Annotated in this window: 16 protein-coding genes; 12 read left to right on the forward strand and 4 right to left on the reverse strand. The window is 69.9% G+C overall.

Going from position 1 to position 16,383, the window contains the following annotated elements; all coding sequences use genetic code 11:
- Position 1 precedes the first annotated feature (1 nt).
- Positions 2-1,201, reverse strand: coding sequence for an FAD-dependent oxidoreductase (locus ACIBO2_RS35780; protein ID WP_358555205.1), 1,200 nt, complete (start codon positions 1,199-1,201; stop codon positions 2-4).
- A 348-nt stretch (positions 1,202-1,549) separates the two neighbouring features.
- On the opposite strand from ACIBO2_RS35780, the gene ACIBO2_RS35785 reads away from it, so the two are divergent.
- The 5 genes from ACIBO2_RS35785 to ACIBO2_RS35805 all read left to right on the forward strand — a co-directional run bounded on the left by ACIBO2_RS35785 (position 1,550) and on the right by ACIBO2_RS35805 (position 5,031).
- Positions 1,550-2,629 carry an acyl-CoA dehydrogenase family protein gene (locus ACIBO2_RS35785; protein WP_358555208.1) on the forward strand — a complete coding sequence of 360 codons (1,080 nt, stop codon included), beginning with the start codon at positions 1,550-1,552 and terminating at the stop codon, positions 2,627-2,629.
- A 9-nt stretch (positions 2,630-2,638) separates the two neighbouring features.
- A complete protein-coding gene (locus ACIBO2_RS35790; RefSeq protein WP_358555211.1) occupies positions 2,639-3,025 on the forward strand; it encodes a hypothetical protein in 387 nt (128 codons plus the stop codon).
- Between the two features lie 61 nt (positions 3,026-3,086).
- Complete coding sequence (locus tag ACIBO2_RS35795) at positions 3,087-3,863, forward strand: SDR family NAD(P)-dependent oxidoreductase (protein WP_358555214.1); 777 nt, start codon at positions 3,087-3,089, stop codon at positions 3,861-3,863.
- A 131-nt stretch (positions 3,864-3,994) separates the two neighbouring features.
- On the forward strand, positions 3,995-4,519 hold the full coding sequence (locus ACIBO2_RS35800) for a flavin reductase (protein WP_358555217.1): 525 nt from the start codon (positions 3,995-3,997) through the stop codon (positions 4,517-4,519).
- Between the two features lie 35 nt (positions 4,520-4,554).
- Positions 4,555-5,031, forward strand: coding sequence for a group II truncated hemoglobin (locus ACIBO2_RS35805; RefSeq protein WP_358555220.1), 477 nt, complete (start codon positions 4,555-4,557; stop codon positions 5,029-5,031).
- A gap of 14 nt (positions 5,032-5,045) precedes the next feature.
- Here ACIBO2_RS35805 and ACIBO2_RS35810 read toward each other — a convergent pair whose 3' ends face one another.
- A complete protein-coding gene (locus ACIBO2_RS35810; RefSeq protein WP_397302722.1) occupies positions 5,046-5,324 on the reverse strand; it encodes a hypothetical protein in 279 nt (92 codons plus the stop codon).
- A 150-nt stretch (positions 5,325-5,474) separates the two neighbouring features.
- Between ACIBO2_RS35810 and ACIBO2_RS35815 the strand changes: the two genes are divergently transcribed.
- From ACIBO2_RS35815 to ACIBO2_RS35830, 4 genes are all read left to right on the forward strand, one after another.
- A complete protein-coding gene (locus ACIBO2_RS35815; RefSeq protein WP_397302724.1) occupies positions 5,475-7,484 on the forward strand; it encodes a zinc ribbon domain-containing protein in 2,010 nt (669 codons plus the stop codon).
- A gap of 534 nt (positions 7,485-8,018) precedes the next feature.
- The gene (locus ACIBO2_RS35820; protein WP_358555229.1) at positions 8,019-8,690 is read left to right on the forward strand and encodes a TetR family transcriptional regulator; all 672 of its coding nucleotides are present in this window, start codon (positions 8,019-8,021) and stop codon (positions 8,688-8,690) included.
- Positions 8,687-10,171 (forward strand): FAD-dependent monooxygenase, encoded by a 1,485-nt coding sequence (locus tag ACIBO2_RS35825; RefSeq protein ID WP_397302726.1) that lies wholly within the window; start codon positions 8,687-8,689, stop codon positions 10,169-10,171. The genes ACIBO2_RS35820 and ACIBO2_RS35825 overlap by 4 nt, the downstream gene beginning before the upstream one ends.
- Before the next feature lie 27 nt (positions 10,172-10,198).
- Positions 10,199-10,963 (forward strand): class II aldolase/adducin family protein, encoded by a 765-nt coding sequence (locus ACIBO2_RS35830; protein WP_358555235.1) that lies wholly within the window; start codon positions 10,199-10,201, stop codon positions 10,961-10,963.
- 495 nt (positions 10,964-11,458) lie between these two features.
- Here ACIBO2_RS35830 and ACIBO2_RS35835 read toward each other — a convergent pair whose 3' ends face one another.
- Positions 11,459-12,406, reverse strand: coding sequence for a DJ-1/PfpI family protein (locus ACIBO2_RS35835; protein ID WP_358555238.1), 948 nt, complete (start codon positions 12,404-12,406; stop codon positions 11,459-11,461).
- A gap of 71 nt (positions 12,407-12,477) precedes the next feature.
- On the opposite strand from ACIBO2_RS35835, the gene ACIBO2_RS35840 reads away from it, so the two are divergent.
- A complete protein-coding gene (locus tag ACIBO2_RS35840; RefSeq protein WP_358555241.1) occupies positions 12,478-13,740 on the forward strand; it encodes an MFS transporter in 1,263 nt (420 codons plus the stop codon).
- The gene (locus tag ACIBO2_RS35845; RefSeq protein ID WP_358555244.1) at positions 13,737-14,396 is read left to right on the forward strand and encodes a peptidyl-tRNA hydrolase; all 660 of its coding nucleotides are present in this window, start codon (positions 13,737-13,739) and stop codon (positions 14,394-14,396) included. The genes ACIBO2_RS35840 and ACIBO2_RS35845 overlap by 4 nt, the downstream gene beginning before the upstream one ends.
- A 51-nt stretch (positions 14,397-14,447) precedes the next feature.
- Here ACIBO2_RS35845 and ACIBO2_RS35850 read toward each other — a convergent pair whose 3' ends face one another.
- Positions 14,448-15,416: a DUF3616 domain-containing protein gene (locus ACIBO2_RS35850; protein WP_397302731.1), complete on the reverse strand. Its 969-nt coding sequence runs from the start codon at positions 15,414-15,416 to the stop codon at positions 14,448-14,450.
- A 171-nt stretch (positions 15,417-15,587) separates the two neighbouring features.
- Between ACIBO2_RS35850 and ACIBO2_RS35855 the strand changes: the two genes are divergently transcribed.
- Positions 15,588-16,379: a hypothetical protein gene (locus tag ACIBO2_RS35855; RefSeq protein ID WP_358555250.1), complete on the forward strand. Its 792-nt coding sequence runs from the start codon at positions 15,588-15,590 to the stop codon at positions 16,377-16,379.
- The last annotated feature ends 4 nt before the right edge of the window (positions 16,380-16,383 follow it).

Below are 16,383 nucleotides of genomic sequence, written 5' to 3' on the forward strand. Positions count from 1 at the left end.
GCTACGCGAACGCCTTCTCGGCGGACGCATCCGGCGTGGTGGCCAGGCGGAGCTTGCGCTTGGGCAGGCCGAAGGTCGGGTGCGAGATGCCCCACAGCGAGATCTTGAGGATGCCCGCCTTGACCCGCGCGGCCTTCCGGCCGCCCACATACTTCGGCTTTGCTCGCGCTTCGTCGTCAACCGTCTGCAGGATCGCGTCCCGCCGCCCGAGGCTGATGTGGTTGCCCGGGTAGACCAGCTTGGTGAGCGCAATCTTGCGGCCGGACAGGCGTCCCACGATCGCGTCCGTGGCCTGTCGGCCGGTGTATCCGGCCGAAGCGCAGGACATCGGCAGCGGCCGGCCGTTGTCGCCGATGGCGTAGGCGCTGTCGCCGGCGGCGTAGACGTTCGGGTGCGAGACCGACCGCATGGTGCGATCAACGATGATCTGCCCGTTCTCGGTGACCTCCAGCCCGCCGGCGGCGGCGATGGGGTTGACCGCGAACCCGGCCGTCCACACGGTCGCGTCGGATGCCAGGGCGGTGCCGTCGGCGCACACCACCCGCGTCGCTTCGACGGCTTCTACGCTGGTGTGCTCCAGGACGGTGACGCCCAGCCGGTCGCAGACCTGGAGCAGGTGGTCGCGGGCTCCGGCGGAGAGCCGGGCGCCCAGCTCGGCGCGGGCGATCAGCGCTACCGACAGGCCGGGCCGGGCTTCGGCGATCTCGGTGGCGGTCTCGATACCGGTCAGCCCGTCGCCGACGACCAGCACACTCCCGCCTTCGCCCCGCCTGCCCAGGGTGTCCAGGCGCTCGCGCAGGCGCAGCGCCGAGGGCCGGCCGGCGACATTGAAGGCGTGCTCGGCCACGCCGGGGACGCCGCTGTCGGCGACGCGGCTACCGAGCGCGTAGACGAGCGTGTCGTAGCCGAGCTCGCCGCCGCCGTCGGCGTCGGCCACGGCGACGACCTGGCGCTCGGGGTCGATGGCGGTGACACGGGCCAGGCGCAGCCGTACCCCCGTGCCCGCGAAGACGTCGGTGAGCTTCCGGGTCTCGATCTCGTGCCCGGCCGCGAACTGGTGCAGCCGAAGCCGCTGGACGAAGTCCGGCTCAGCGTTGACCACGGTGACCTCGGTGTCCGCAGGGGACAGCCGGCGGGCCAGGTTCCCGGCCGCGTAGGCCCCGGCATAGCCGGCGCCGAGGACGACGATGCGGTGCTTCATGTGTTGCTCCTGTCGGTTCGCTTGTGCCTCTTGAGCGAGACAGCGCCCCGGTTCCTGACAGGACCTGAGTGTGATGTGGGTCATATGTTGATCGAGGTGCCGCCCGGCGGCAGCCTCCCCTGCGGCGCGGGATGGAACGCCCCGCGCGTGGACTAAGGAAATCCCCTAGGGCGTCCAACCAATTCCCAATTGTCGGCCGATCTCGGCGCGCATAGCGTGAGATCACTGCGGAAGACCTGCCGGCCGACAATGCGAGGAGAAATTACCATGGCGCGGACGTTGGATTCCCCGGCCTCTGCCGGTCCACATTCGGCGAAAGAAATCGCCTTTGACGAGGTCCTGGTTAAAGTGGCCGAACGGCGAGCGGAATTCGACGAGAAACGCCATGTTCCTGGCGACATCATCGCCGAGTTCAAGCGCGCGGGAATCTACCGGGCGAGCACCCCCAGGCGCTTCGGTGGTGACGCGCTGCCCCCGGCCGACTTCCTGGCCCGTATCGAGCGGATCTCGATGATCGACGGCTCGGCGGGGTGGGTCGCCAGCTTCGGGTCCGCGCTGGTCTACCTGGCCGCGCTGCCGCTGGAGACGCAGGCCGAGCTGTACGCAGACGGGCCGGACGTCGTCTTCGCGGGCGGCCTGTTCCCGGTGCAGCCCGCCGCCATCGTCGAGGGCGGGTATCAGGTCTCGGGCCGCTGGAAGTTCGCCAGCGGCTGCATGGGCGCCGACATCCTCGGCGTGGGCATCATCGCGGGCGAGCAGCAGGCCGGCCGTCCCCTGACGGCCCTGCTGCGCCCCGGACAGGTGGAGATCGTCGACAACTGGGACGTCATCGGATTGCGCGGCACCGGCAGCCACGACCTCAAGGTCGACGGCGTCGTCGTCCCCCCTGAGTGGACGTTCGTGCGCGGGGGCCAATCGACCGTGGACGAGCCGTTGTACCGCTACCCGACCGTCCCGTACGCCTCCCAGGTGCTCGCGGTCGTCGGCCTCGGCGTCGCCCGCGCCGCCCTCGACCACGTCATCCGCAACGGCGGCCGCGGCGGCTACACAGGCGCGCCGAAGCCGGCTGATCGCGCCACCTACCGCATCTCGGTCGGCAGGGCGGAGGCCGACCTGCGATCCGCGCGCGCCTTCCTCTACGAGATCACCCACGAGGTGTACGAAACTGTTCTGGCCGGCGACCCGGCGACCGCGAACCAGGCCAGCCTGCTACGCCTGGCCTCCGCCCACCTCGCCAAGACCTCCTTCGAGGTCGTGCGTACGGCCTATCAACTGAGCGGCATCCCGGCCATCGCCGACGGCAGCCCGATGCAGCGCTACCTGCGCGACGCCTCGGTGGTCCCGCAGCACGCCTTCCTCCAGGAAGGCATGTACGACGGCGCCGGTGCGGTCCTCATGGGTGTACCGCCCTTTCCCGGCTATCTCTAAGGAATCCTCATGGCCCAGCCCACCACCCCGGAAAGGCTGCGGGTGCTCTTCTGCATCGGCGTCAACCAGAACTTCTTCGACCTGCCGACCGGACAGGCCGGCCCGGTCTGGGATGGCTTCGTCAGCATGCTGAGGCAATTGTCGGAGCTGCCTGGCGTGACCGTTCTCGGCACCTTCGATGACGATCGCCACATGGTCGGTCCGTCCGCGTCCTGGCCCTGGACCTCCTACGTTCTGGCCGACGTGCCCGCGCAGGCGACGGTGGTCGCGGCCTGCAACCTGTTCCGTACCGTGCAGGTCGGCGAGCACGGCCTCTGGCGGTACATGAAGATCGAGGCGCGTATCGGCCGCCCCCTGCCCGTCCCCGCCGACGCTGTTGAGGGTGATGCGCGATGACCGGGACGATCGGCCGCTTCGGCGGTGGCCAGGACAGTGTGACGACATCGGGACGGTTGTTGTGAGCTCTCCTCGTGTGGCGCTGGTGACGGGAGCGGCGCGCGGCTTGGGCGCGTGCATCGCGGCCCGTCTGCACGGCGACGGATACCGCGTGGCGGTGACCGACCTCGATCAGCTTGCGGCGGCCGAGATCGCGGCCTCGCTCGCCTCGGACGGAGGGGCGGCGATCGAACTCGGCCCGGACGGGCGGTCGGCGATCGGGCTCGGCCTGGACGTGCGCGACAAGAACGCCTTCGTACGGGCGCGTGACACTCTCGTCGAGCGCTGGGGTGCGATCCACGTCCTGGTCAACAATGCCGGATTCTCCAAGGTCGAGCCGCTCATGGACATCGAGCCCGACGGCTTCTCCTCGGTGGTCGCCGCCAACCTCGACGGGACATTTTTCGGCTGCCAGGTCCTCGGCGCCTACTTCGCCGAGCGTGGCCATGGACGCATCGTCAACATCGCCTCGCTCGCCGGGCAGAACGGCGGCACCGCGACGGGCGCGCACTACGCGGCGGCCAAGGGCGGCGTGGCCACGCTCACCAAAGTGTTCGCCCGCGAGCTGGCCCCGCGCGGCGTGACGGTGAACGCCGTCTCGCCGGGCATCCTCGACCTGCCCGTGGTTCGCGAGAGCGTCGCCCCGGACAAGCTCGCGCGGATCGAGGCGACGATCCCGGTCGGGCGGCTCGGCCGCCCCGAGTTCATCGCCGACATGGTGGCGCTGCTGGCCTCCGAGCGGGCGGACACGGTCACCGGCGCGTGCTGGGACGCCAACGGCGGCCTGTACATGCGCTGACTCACCCGAATGGGGTGCCGACAGCGGGCCTGTACATGCGCTGACCCACCACATGCGTGGACTCACCCGAAGACGGAAGACGGAAGACGGAAGACGGAAGACGGAAGACGAAGGCGGAGAGGAGCAAAGCCGTGACCGTCAGAGAACCCGATCAGACCCCCTCGCAGGCCGACTTCCGGGAGGCGATGGCGCATCTGCCCGCGGCCGTCAACATCATGACGACCGACGGTCCGAACGGCCGCTGCGGCATCACGGTCAGCGCGGTCTGCTCGGTGACCGACGACCCGCCGACCATCCTGGTCTGCCTCAACCGCAGCAGCGCCATGCACGACGTGTTCTGGGCCAACGGCCGGGTCTGCGTCAACGTTCTGGGCGGTGACCAGCAGGACTTGGCGCTGCACTTCGCCGGAGCGACGGAGGTCTCCATGGCCGAACGCTTCACCTGGAACGTCTGGGATCGCGGCCAGCGCGTGCCGGTGCTCAAGGACGCGTTAGTGGCCGTCATCGGCGTGGTGAAGGACTGCAAGCCGATGGGGTCGCACAGCGTGCTGTTCGTGGAGATCGAGCAGGTCCGTACCCGGAGGGGCGGCCCGAGTCTCGTCTACTTCAACCGGAGCTTCCACCGCCTGGACTCCGTCTCGCCGATGGCCTGCTGAGGGATCGCGCCGCGGCCTCGAAGGCTACCTAGCGCTTGGGCGACTGGTCGTGTAATGATGTAATCATGGAAACTCTCTTTGAGCACGCAGGCGGCCAAGAAGGGCTCCACAGGTTCATCGACATCTTCTATGGAAGCGTCTTGTCCGACCCGCTGCTCCAGCCATTGTTCGGCGAAGGACTTCCGCATCACGTGACACATCTGACGGCTTTCACGGCCGAGACCTTCGGCGGCCCCGACACATTCTCCAGGGAAATGGGTGGATTTTCCAGGCTGATCGACGCGCACCGTGGGCTGGGGATCAGTGAGGCACAGCGGCAGCGGTTCGTCGAGCTGTACATGGCGGCCGCCGATCAGGCCGGACTCCCGGAAGACGCGCCTTTCCGGGAGGCTCTGCGGTCGCATGTGGAGTTCGGGTCGAAGGTGGCGATGCAGAACTCCCATGCCGAAACCGACGACCAACTCCACCCGCTCCGAGAGGTGCCGCAGTGGGGATGGCCCGAGCCGAGTTAGTTTCCACCGCCACGTCAATCGGAGCTCTCGGTACTTCCCGCCCAGGGCCCTCGCCAGCAGGGGAAGCGGCTGGCGATGGCCGCGCCGACGATGGCCGCGAGGGTGCCGACAGCCAGGCCGGGGATGAGGGCGAACTGCGCCCAGGTCCGCTTCTTCTCGTTGCAGATCTCCTTGATCCGGGCCGTGTCGTTCGCCGTCTCGTCCGCTCGGTAGCGGACCAGCAGAGCCGTCTCTGAGAGCGTCAGCTCCATGATCTTCTCGTTGCTCTTATTCGGCGGGCGTGTATCGCTCACGTGTTCTATCCAAAGACGCCAACTCTTGGTAGCGTTGCGGTCACACATTGTGGTGGCAGGGGGTGGGCAGGGTGCAGGTTGGGCTTCAGGCCGTGCGGTCCACGCGTCGATGCCGTCTGGTCACCCATGACCCGATGATGGGGGCGGTGGGTGAGTAGGCTCACCGCGACAGCCTCCTGCACCGCTTACACGGCGGTGGTGGAGGCGACCGGTGAGGTCGTCGCGCAGGCGCTGCTGGTGCGGCGGGTGGCCTGGCTGACCGCTCTGGCACGCGATGTGACCGCCCGTCTGGTGGTGGCCCGGTGGAATAGGGCTGATCTGGACGCTTTAGGGTCCGGGGTGGGGCTGGACGGGCGGGTGTTGCCGTCGAAGGGCTGGATGGCTGTTCGGCGGCTGGGCTGGGGTGTGGGTCCGGAGCCGGGCGTGTACGTCTGTGATCGGGTGTTGCGGTGCGCGCAGGAGCAGGCCGCCCGCCTGTTGCGGCTGGCGCTGCACCGGCGCCGTCTGGTGGCGGCGATCGTGGCCACCTGGCCGCACAACCCGGGTGCGCGCACCGATGCCGAATGGGAGGCGTTGGGTGCGCTGCTGCCGGACGGGGTGACGGCGGCCGACATCCGCAACCGGACCCGGCAGGTTCGCGCGTATCGCGACGCGCATGAGGTGTTCCCGGCCGATCTGACCGAACTGGAGGAGCCGCCGAACGTTGCGGCGCAGGTGGTTCTGGCGGCGGCCGACCGGCAACTGCTCACCCTGGAGCGCGCCGGCGATGACGGCGCCCGGCTGCGGGTGCGGCTTCCCCTGGTCGAATCGCCCGCGTCCGCCAGGGACTGGGCCTGGCATGTGCTGTCTGTCGTCTTGCCGCCGACCGTGCCGCCGGAGGCGAGGTTGTGCGCCCCCACCTTGCGGGTGACCAAGGGTCGGGTGCGCGTCGATCTGCCGTTCCAGATCCCGATCGGCTTCGTACCCGCTACCGGTCATGTGATCGGGTGCGGCTTCGACTGGGGCGTCAACGGGCTGCTGACCGGTGTGGTGGGCCGTCTTGTGGCCGATGGGCGGGTGATCTCCGGCAGCCGGGTGATCGGCGATGGGCGGCCGCTGCTCTACGATGCGAGCGGTGTGTCGGCCAAGCTGCACCGGCTGCGGGCCGAGCGTGAGCACCTGGCCGCCAAGATAAAGCACCAGCAACGACTCCTGGCCGGCATGACTGGCGCCGATCCCCGCTACGCCGCGTTGAGCGCGGCCTGCCAGGTCATCGGTGTCGAACATGAGCGGCTGTGCGCGCGCATCCGCAACCTGAACAAGGCGCTGGCCTGGTCAGCCGCCCGCTGGGCAGTCGACCAGGCCGTGGCCGCCGGGACGACGGTCATCTACCTGGAAGACCTGGCCACCCTGGAAGCACGCGGACGCCGAGGCAGCGCGAACACGCGACTGTCGGGGCAGGTACGCGGGCAGATCGTCGAGGCGATCCGGCATCTGGCGGCCAAGTACGCCATCGCGGTGGTCACGGTCGCGGCGCGTGGCACTTCCCGGTACTGCCCCCGGTGCGGGGACGGCACGTCGGTGCTCCGGCATTGCCCGGCCCCCGACCGGCTCGCTGACAAGGGCTGGAGGTGGGCTTACTGCCCGGCCTGCGGCCTGTCCTGTGACCGGGACTGGGCAGCGGCCGAGCGGATCGTCTCCCGCGGCCTGCTCGGCCAGCACGCCACCCGCACCCACCGTTCCACCGGGGTGCGCACCCTCCACGCCGTCGTGGAGAGGAATGTCGCCCGCGCCCGCCGAACGCGCAGGCTCACCCGGGCGGCCCGCCGCGCCCGCCGTACCCGAACCGATCTGCACCCCCGCCCGGCAGCACGCGACAGAGCCAAGAGGCGCCCCACCCCGAAACGGCCCACCCGTACCCCGGCCAACTCACGAAACAACTCGATGACGTCCAGCCGTGTGCCCGACCGGCGCACGGTGCCCGCCCCACCGCCCACCGGCGGTGGACAGCGTCCGGCGGGCCATGCACCCAAGCCGGGACGGCACCAGCCGTACCGGACAGGGCATGTCAGGAATTCTCACCATCGGACCGGCTTCCACCACGCCAAAGCCACCCCCGTGCTCATACACATCGAGCACGGGAACAGCCCGGGCCAGGCCACGCCCGCCCGAGTTACCTGACTCCTTCAGGGAACCACAGAGAATTCAAGACGCTGCCTTTCGATCTTCGTAGTGGTACTGACTGGCTGTTCGGGCCCCCAGGCGCCAACTCCGAAGCGGCCGAGCTGGTTAGCGCGCCTGTCTCATTCTTCTGTGGATCGCCTGCACATGCGAACAAAATGGACATCAAGGCAATGTGTGCATAGTTCGCCCATGTGCTTATAAAGCGTAACTCGGGGCGGTTTAATGAACCGCCACCTGATCCTAGCTGAAGATCGCAAGAGTATTGCGTGTTCTCTTCGCGTTTGCCAAAGGACGAGGTGGGTGGGTGGTTATGTCCTTGGGAATGCCGAGAGTGCCGAGTGTGACATGGACGGTGGCGGTGAGATTTATTCACGTTGGTGTTCGGGAAGGCCCTTTCCCGAATCCTTTGTGGCGGAAGATGACGCCTTTGGCTCAGGGGCTTGTGGCGCTCCCCGGCCGCGCTGGAGGGGTGTCGGAAAGTTGCGGAGTCAGAAAATTTGCTGAGCCAGCAAAGTTCTGTACTCTGGGGGCATGACCGGGCTACGCGAACGAAAGAAGCAGGCGACCCGCGACGCCCTGATGGCCGCCGCGCTCCAGCTCGCCATGGAGCGCGGCCTGGACAACGTGCGGGTCGAGGACATCGCCGAGGCGGCGGGGGTGTCGCCGCGGACGTTCAGCAACTACTTCTCCAGCAAATGGGAGGCGCTCGCCGCCCGCCACGTCGACCGGACCAGGCACTCGGCGCGGGTGCTGCGCGACAGGCCGCCGGGCGAGCCGCTGTGGGAGGCGGTGAGGCGGGCCATGCTGGCGCCGTGGGAGAACGCGGAGCGGACCATGCAGGCGCCCAGCCCTGAGATGCGGGCCGCCCTGCGGCTGCTGACCAGCGCGCCCGCCATGGAGGGGGAGTCGCTGCGGGTGCTCTTCTCCGCCGACGCCGAGCTGGCCGCGGCCGTCGCCGAGCGCACCGGCACCGACCACGAACGCGACCTCTACCCGCAGCTGGTCGCCACCGCGGTGATCACGGCCACGCAGACCGCCGTCCGCCACTGGCTGCTCGTCGAGCCCGCGGTGCCGCTCCTTCCCCTGATCGAAGAGGCGATGCGCCAACTCGCCACCGGCCTGCCCGACCCGCTCGCCACCGGCCTGTCTGACCCGCTTGCCATCCGAGTGCCCGACCCAACCGCGCAAGGAGAGCCCCAATGACCGCGGACGTCGTCATCGCCGGTGGTGGCCCCAACGGGCTGATGCTGGCCAGTGAGCTGGCCCTGGCCGGAGTGCGGCCGATCGTGCTGGAGCGCCTGCCGGAGCGGAGCCAGGCGCCCAAGGCCAACGGCATCGTCGGGCAGGTCGTCAGGCTGCTCGACCAGCGTGGCCTCTACCGGCGCTTCCTGGATGTCGCCGAGCCGCCGCGACCGATCCCGATGTTCCTGTTCGGCGCGCTGCCGCTCGACCTGGCCGAGATCGAGGGCAACACGCTTTACGCCATGGGCATCAAGCAGGCCCGCCTGGAGGAGCTGTTCGAGGATCGGGCCCGCGAGCTGGGCGTGGAGATCAGGCGGGGGCGGGAGCTGACCTCGTTCACCCAGGACGAGGCCGGCGTGACGCTCGAACTAGACGGCGGCGAGCAGCTGCGCACCCGCTACCTGGTCGGCTGCGACGGCGCCCACAGCACGGTCAGGAAGCAGGCCGGCATCGGCTTTCCCGGTGTGAACGCCTTCTCCGTCATCTCGCGGGCCGCCCACGTCGTCCTACCTGAGGCGACGATCCGGATGGACCGGGCCGAGCTGGAGCTGCCCGGCGTGGGCACGACCGCCCTCTACGCCTGGCACCGCACCGAGCGCGGCGCGTACGCCCTGCTGCCCATGAGTCCCGAGGTTCTGACGATCAGCTGCGTCGAGTGGGACAGCGACGATCCCGGCGAGGACGTCGAGATGACGCTCGGCGAGCTGCGCGAGAGCCTGTCCAGAGTGCTGGGCGTTGACATCGTGCTGGCCACCCCGCCCGGTCCGGGGCCGCACCTGCTGCGCCGCCTCAGCGGGCGCAACACCCGGATGGCTGACCGCTTCCGGGCGGGCAGGGTGCTGCTGGCCGGGGACGCCGCCCACGTGCACTCCGCGGTCGGGGCGCCGGGGCTGAACCTGGGTCTCCAGGACGCGGCCAACCTCGGCTGGAAGCTGGCGGCCACGGTGCGCGGCGCGGCGCCGCCCGGTCTGCTCGACAGCTACGACCGGGAGCGACGGCTGGCCGCCGAGCGGGTCACCATGCACAGCAAGGCCCAGCTCGCGCTCATGTCGCCGGGGCCGGAGGTGACGGCGCTGCGCGAGGTGTTCGGCGAGTTGCTCCACGACAAGAGCGCACGTGGCCGGATATCTGCGCTCATGTCTGGCGCGGATGTCACCTATCCCATGGGCGCCCCGGCGCATCCGCTGACCGGCCACTTCGTACCCGACCTGGAGCTGGAGCCGGTGCCCCTCGCCACGCTCATGCGGGAGGGGCGGCCGCTGCTGCTCGACCTGGCGGGAGGCGTTCGGAAGGACGTGTGGGACGGCCGGATCGACGTGGTCACGGCCACGTGCGCGGCGCCGCCCGCCGACGCGCTGCTGATCCGCCCGGACGGGTACGTGGCCTGGGCGGGCACCCCGGACGACTCGCTGGACGAGGCTGTCAGAACCTGGTTCGGTTAACCTGATCCCGGACTCTGAGGAGGGCTCATGCCGGAGAACCTGATCTTTCGCCTGCCGCCGACGTTCGAGACGGTCGAGGAGGAACGGCGCCATCGCAAGGAGCGGCTCGCCGCCGCGCTGCGCGTCTTCGGCAAGCTGGGCTTCGAGGAGGGCGTCGCGGGACACATCACCGCCCGCGACCCCGAGCTGACCGACCACTTCTGGGTCAACCCGTTCGGCATGTCGTTCAAGCACGTGCGCGTGAGCGATCTGATCCTCGTCAACCACGAGGGCAAGGTGGTCGAGGGCCGCTACCCCGTCAACGAGGCGGCCTTCGCCATCCACTCGCAGGTGCATCAGGCGCGGCCCGGCGTGGTGGCGGCCGCGCACAGCCACTCGGTCTACGGGCGCGCGCTGTCGGCACTCGGGCGGGTCATCGAGCCGATCACGCAGGACGCCTGCGCCTTCTATGAGGACGTCTCGCTCTTCGACGACTACACGGGCGTGGTGACGGACCTGGAGGAGGGCAAGCGCATCGCCGCCGCGCTGGGCGGCAACAAGGCCGTCGTGCTGCGCAACCACGGGCTGCTGACGGTGGGCGACACCGTGGACGCGGCGGCGTGGTGGTTCATCACGATGGAACGCTCGGCGCAGGTGCAGCTCGTCGCGCAGGCGGCCGGGCAGGTGGTGCCCATCTCGCCGGACAACGCGGCCCTGACTCACCAGCAGATCGGCAACGACCTGGTCGGCTGGATCAACTACCAGCCCCTCCACGACCAGATCACCCGCGAGCAACCAGACCTATTCGAGTAATCCGCTTTGTTACGGTCCGGACAAACCCGTCCATCCGTTACGGCAAGCCGCACCCGCTTTGTTGCGGGCCGGACAAACCCCTTCCATCCGTTACGGCAAGCCACACCCACCGCCACCCACCGCACGTGGCTGAGGGCCTCCAGGAAAACGCCCGCTGAACCCGCACGGGGTCGGGCGCCGATACGTGCGTCTTGTTGACCGTGGCTTCCGTAGCGGGCAGCCGTCTCGGTCCCTATGACGGTCCGTGGTGGCTGAGGTCCTTGGGGGGAGACCCCCCTCCGGGGGAGGAAAGAACGCGGGCCGCGGTGGCTGGGGTCCTTGGGAGGGAGACCCCTTCCGGAGAGAGAAAAGCGGTCTGTGGTGACCCCTCCGAGGGCGCGGAAGAAGACGTCCGTGGTGGCTGGGCTCCTCGAGAGGGAGGCCCCTCCGGGGGAGTGGAAGAAGGCGGTCCGTGGTGGCTAGGGCCCAAGGAGGGGCCCCAGGACGGACGCCGTCCTAGCGGCGGAAAGTGTGGCGGTAGGTCAGTGGGGCGACGCCGACTGCGGCGTGGAGGTGTTGGCGGAGGGAGACCGTGGTGGTGAAGCCCGCTCGGCGGGCTACTTCCTCCACTCCCGCGTCCGTTGTCTCCAAGAGGTGTCTGGCGTGGTCGACTCGTTGTTTGGTCAGCCAGCGTGATGGGCTCAGGCCGGTCTCCTCGCGGAAGCGTCTGGTGAAGGTGCGGACGCTCATTTTCGCGTGTCCGGCCAGGGCGTCCAGGTCGAGTGGCTTGTCCAGGTGGGAGAGCATCCACGTGCGGGTCGGGGCGGTGCTGGTGCCCGTCGGGTCGGGGAAGGGGCGGTCGATGTACTGGGCCTGGCCGCCGTCGCGCCAGGGAGGCATGACGCAGCGGCGGGCCGCCCGGTTGGCCACCTCGGTGCCGTAGTCGCGTCTGATCACGTGGAGGCAGAGGTCCAGTCCGGCCGCCACGCCCGCCGAGGTGAGTACATCGCCGTCGTCGATGAACAGCACCGAGGGATCCAGGTCGACCTTGGGGAACAGCTGGGCGAAGTGGGCGGCCTCGCGCCAGTGCGTGGTGGCGGGGCGGCCGTCCAGCAGGCCCGCGGCGGCCAGGACGAACGCCCCCGTACAGATCGACATGATCCGCTTGTGGCCGTGCAGGGCGTCGCGCAGGTAGGGCTGGATCGTGCCGTCCTTCATCGCCCGGCCCGCGTGGATGCCGGGGACCAGGACCGTGTCGGCTGTGTCCAGGACGTCCAGGTCGTGGTCGGGCAGCACGCTGTATCCGGCCGAGCAGCGCACAGGCCGGCGGCCGGGGGAGCAGGTGACGACCTCGTAGAGCTTCTCGCCGGTCGCCGACTCCGCCGACCAGAAGACCTGGCCGGGAACGCCCAGGTCGAGAGGGGCGAAGTGGTCGAGAACGAGGACCGCGACGCGATGGGCCATGGCCGAATTCTTTCACATATTGGCTATCCGGCCACTCGCGGCCATAGGTGCGGATAAATCAGGATTAGCGGATGACCATAAGCACCACCCCCCGGACCAGGCGGCTGCATCGGGCCTGGTTCGTCGCGGCCGTCGCGTTCGTGGCCATTCTCGGCGCGGCCGGGTTCCGTGCCACTCCCGGCGTGCTGATCACGCCGCTCCAGGCGGAGTTCGGCTGGACCAAGGGCACGATCTCGCTCGCGGTGTCGGTCAACCTGGTGCTCTACGGCCTGACCGCGCCGTTCGCGGCCGCCCTGATGGACCGGTTCGGGATGCGGCGGGTGGTGTCGCTCGCGCTGCTGCTGGTGGCCATCGGCAGCGGGCTCACGGTGCTGATGACGGCGAGCTGGCAGTTGCTGCTGTTCTGGGGCGTGTTCGTCGGGCTGGGTACGGGGTCCATGGCGCTGGTGTTCGTGGCGACGGTGACCGACCGGTGGTTCGTCAAGCACCGTGGTGTCGTCACCGGCCTGCTCACCGCGGCCGGCGCCACCGGCCAGTTGATCTTCCTGCCGGTGCTCGCCCAGCTGGCCGAGGGGCCGGGGTGGCGGGTGGCCTCGCTGACCGTGGCGGGGGCCGCGCTGGCGGTGGTGCCGTTCGTGTGGTGGCTGATGCGCGACCATCCGGAGGACGTGGGCACCACGGCGCTGGGGGCGGAGCCCGGCACGGTCCGTACCCTGCCCGTCCACCAGAACGCGGCCGTGCGGGCGCTCACGGTGCTCAGGTCGGCGGCGCGGACCCGGGCGTTCTGGTTCCTGGCGGGCGGCTTCGCCATCTGCGGCGCCAGCACGAACGGCCTGGTCGGCACCCACTTCATCCCCGCCGCGCACGACCACGGCATGGCCGAGCCGGTCGCGGCGGGGCTGCTCGCGGTGATCGGGATCTTCGACATCGCGGGTACGGTCGCCTCCGGCTGGCTCAGCGACAAGGTGGATCCGAAGATCCTGCTCGGCGTCTACTACGGGCTGCGCGGGCTGTCGCTGATGGTGCTGCCGGGGCTGTTCGCGGCCACGACCCAGCCCAGCATGCTGATCTTCATCGTGTTCTACGGGCTGGACTGGGTGGCGACCGTGCCGCCGACCGTGGCGCTGTGCCGCCGGATCTACGGGGCGGACGGCGCGGTCGTGTTCGGCTGGGTGTTCGGCTCGCACCAGGTCGGCGCCGCGTTCGCCGCCGTGGGCGCCGGGCTCACCCGCGACCACCTGGGCGCTTACGACCTGGCCTGGTACGTCTCCGGCGCCCTCTGCCTCCTGGCCGCCGGCATGTCCCTGGCCATCGGGCATGCTAAAGGGCGATGAGTGACGCAGAATTGATGGTCCTGCCGCTGGTGGTCAGGATCGAGAGAGCGACGCCGCCGGAGCGTACCGACGCTTTGGAGGCGGCCGCGACGGCCGTGCTGAGCCTGCTCGACGACCCCGGGGAGTGGGGTGCGGAGCTGCACGCCTGGCAGTCCACCGGCAAGATCCGCAAGGTCGTGCGCCGGGCCAGGGGCGCCGAGTGGCGCCGGGCGCTGGCGCTGCCCGGCCGTACCATCGAGCACCGTACGGCCGAGGTGCGCGTGCACCCGCCCGTGCCGCTCGACGACTGGCCCAGAGACCTCGCCCGGTTGCAGGTGTCGGGCACCGAGCTGACCGACACCGGCGACCTCGCGCCCGCCGAGCCGCCGATCCTGTGGGCCAACCCCGGGCTCGCCATGTCGGCGGGCAAGGCCATGGCCCAGGCCGGGCACGCCGCCCAGCTCGCCTGGTGGGCCAGCGACGAGGCCGAACGCGCCGCGTGGCGGGCGGCCGGGCTTACCGTGACGGTGCGCACCGCGGCGGCGGGCGACTTCCAGGCGAAGGTGGCCGCGGGGCTGCCCGTGGTGCGGGACGCCGGGTTCACCGAGATCGAGCCGGGGTCGTGCACATTCGTCGCCGACGCGCCGTGGCTGTATGGGCGGGTCGCCCAGTCGTGACGGGCGCCACCTCTCGATCAGGGCGGTTGTGACGGACGGTCGCGACGGGCGCTAGATTTCGATCACGTCGGCCAGGACGCCGCCCGCCGGGGTGATCCGGGCGGGCGACGGGCTGTCGTAGACGATCATCAGCCTGCCGTCCGCCAGCACGGCCAGCCCTTCGGGGTGGTCGCAGCCGATGCCGTACGGCAGCTCGGCGACCGTCTCCAGCTCGTCCGCCGCGACCACCTCGCCCGCCCTGTGGACCCGCCAGCGCAGCACGCGCACCGGCCCGTCGAGGCTCATGCTCGGTCCGGCCAGCAGTAGCACGTCGCGGCCGTACGGGCACAGGTCCCGCACGCCCAGCCCGCCCAGGTCCAGGAAGTGCTTGCGGTACGGCTCGCGCAGCCGCAGCCGGCCCGGCTGGCTCTCGACGGGCCTGATCTCCAGGACCACCGCCCAGCCGCGCAGCACCGGGCCACGGAGCCCCAGGTAGACCCGCTCGTCCAGCACCGCGATGCCCTCGATGTCGAGGCCGTTGTCCTTGCCGGGCAGCGCGAGGAACGGCGCGAGGTGCGGGTCGTCCTCCAGATGGGCGGCGATGTTGTCCCGGCCCGAGAGGATCGCGCCCGGCAGCGGGGCGTTGGTGGCTGGGTTGAGCGGCAGGCGTACCAAGATGAAGCGGTTCTCCTCACGGACCACGGTCGCCAGCCGTTTGACGGCCTTGGCCGGGTCCTTGGCCGACTTGATCCGGCGGCGCTTGAGACTGTGCGAGCCGACGGCCCACAGGTGGCCGTCAGCCCTGGCCAGGCCCTCGATGTCCGCCTCGTCCTCGGGTCCCGCGGGCAGCCCTACGTAGTCGGCCAGCCGGAAGGTGCGCTGACCCGCGTAGTTCACGCCGGTCCAGGCCAGATGCTCGATGGTGGCGGTCTCGTCCCCGGCCAGCCACAGACCGCTGCCGTCGTGCCGTAACGCGGAGAGATTCGTGTGCGTTTGGGAGGCTTGCGAGGCCGGGTCGAATCGGAGCTCCACCTGTTCCACGAAGCCATGATGACACTTCGGCCGCTTCATAAGCGGAATGGCGGGATTTGTCGTACGCTCCCGATCGTGCTCGATGGGGATGATGGGACCGAAGGTTCCCGTGTGAGAACTGCTGCCAGGCCGGGAACCCCTGTTTCTTCACCCAGGCGATCCCGCATCGGCGATCTGCGGATGCGGGATGTATACCGGGGGCTCGCAGTCGTGACCGCGGTGGCGGTCGTCACTGTCACGCTGGTCATGCTGCTCCCGTCGCGGCCGGACGAGGTCGCCGCACGGCCGGTTGCCGCGCCATCGACCGTGCCGACCTCGTCCGCGCCGCCCCCCGCCACAGCCTCGTCGGAGCCGTCGGTGTCTCCCTCGCCGGTGGACTCCGCCGAGGCGGCCGCTCCCCGCGCCACACCGACTCCCGGCTCGACCATCGCGCCCGGATACACCGCCATGGAGGCCCTGTACGCCGACCCCCGGGTCCCCAAGCTGCCGAAGAAGGTCGCGCGGCTGAAGATGACCAAGCCCGGCAAGGGAGTGATCAAGGACCGGCGGACCGGCCTGATCGTGCCCAGGCTCGGCAAGCCGTGGAAGGCGCATCGCGCGGCGCCGTTCACCAGCAAGCAGGTGCTCCCGCTCAAGCGCGGCTCGAACCAGCGGGGCATGCTCGTCACCTGCCCGCTCCCGATCGAGGAGCAGAAGTCGGCGCGTGACACCGCGCTGCTCGCCGCCCGCTGGACGCTCAACCACCACCCTAAGGGCGCCCGGATCCGCTGGCTGGTCTCCCAGCCGATCAAGCGCGGCTGGCTGCTCGCCTACCAGGTCAGGTACGGCAAGCACGTCTCGCGGGCGGCCGTGGTCGTGCTCGACGGGGGAATGGCCAAGCCGGGGCTGGCGTTCGTGACAGTGCCGGAGTCGCAGCGGACCAGGTGGCGTGACATCACGCGCGTGGTTTCCGGGGTGCGTGTTCTAGGCTAGAAGA

The organism is Nonomuraea sp. NPDC050022 (genome assembly GCF_044460705.1).
GTDB lineage: Bacteria > Actinomycetota > Actinomycetes > Streptosporangiales > Streptosporangiaceae > Nonomuraea.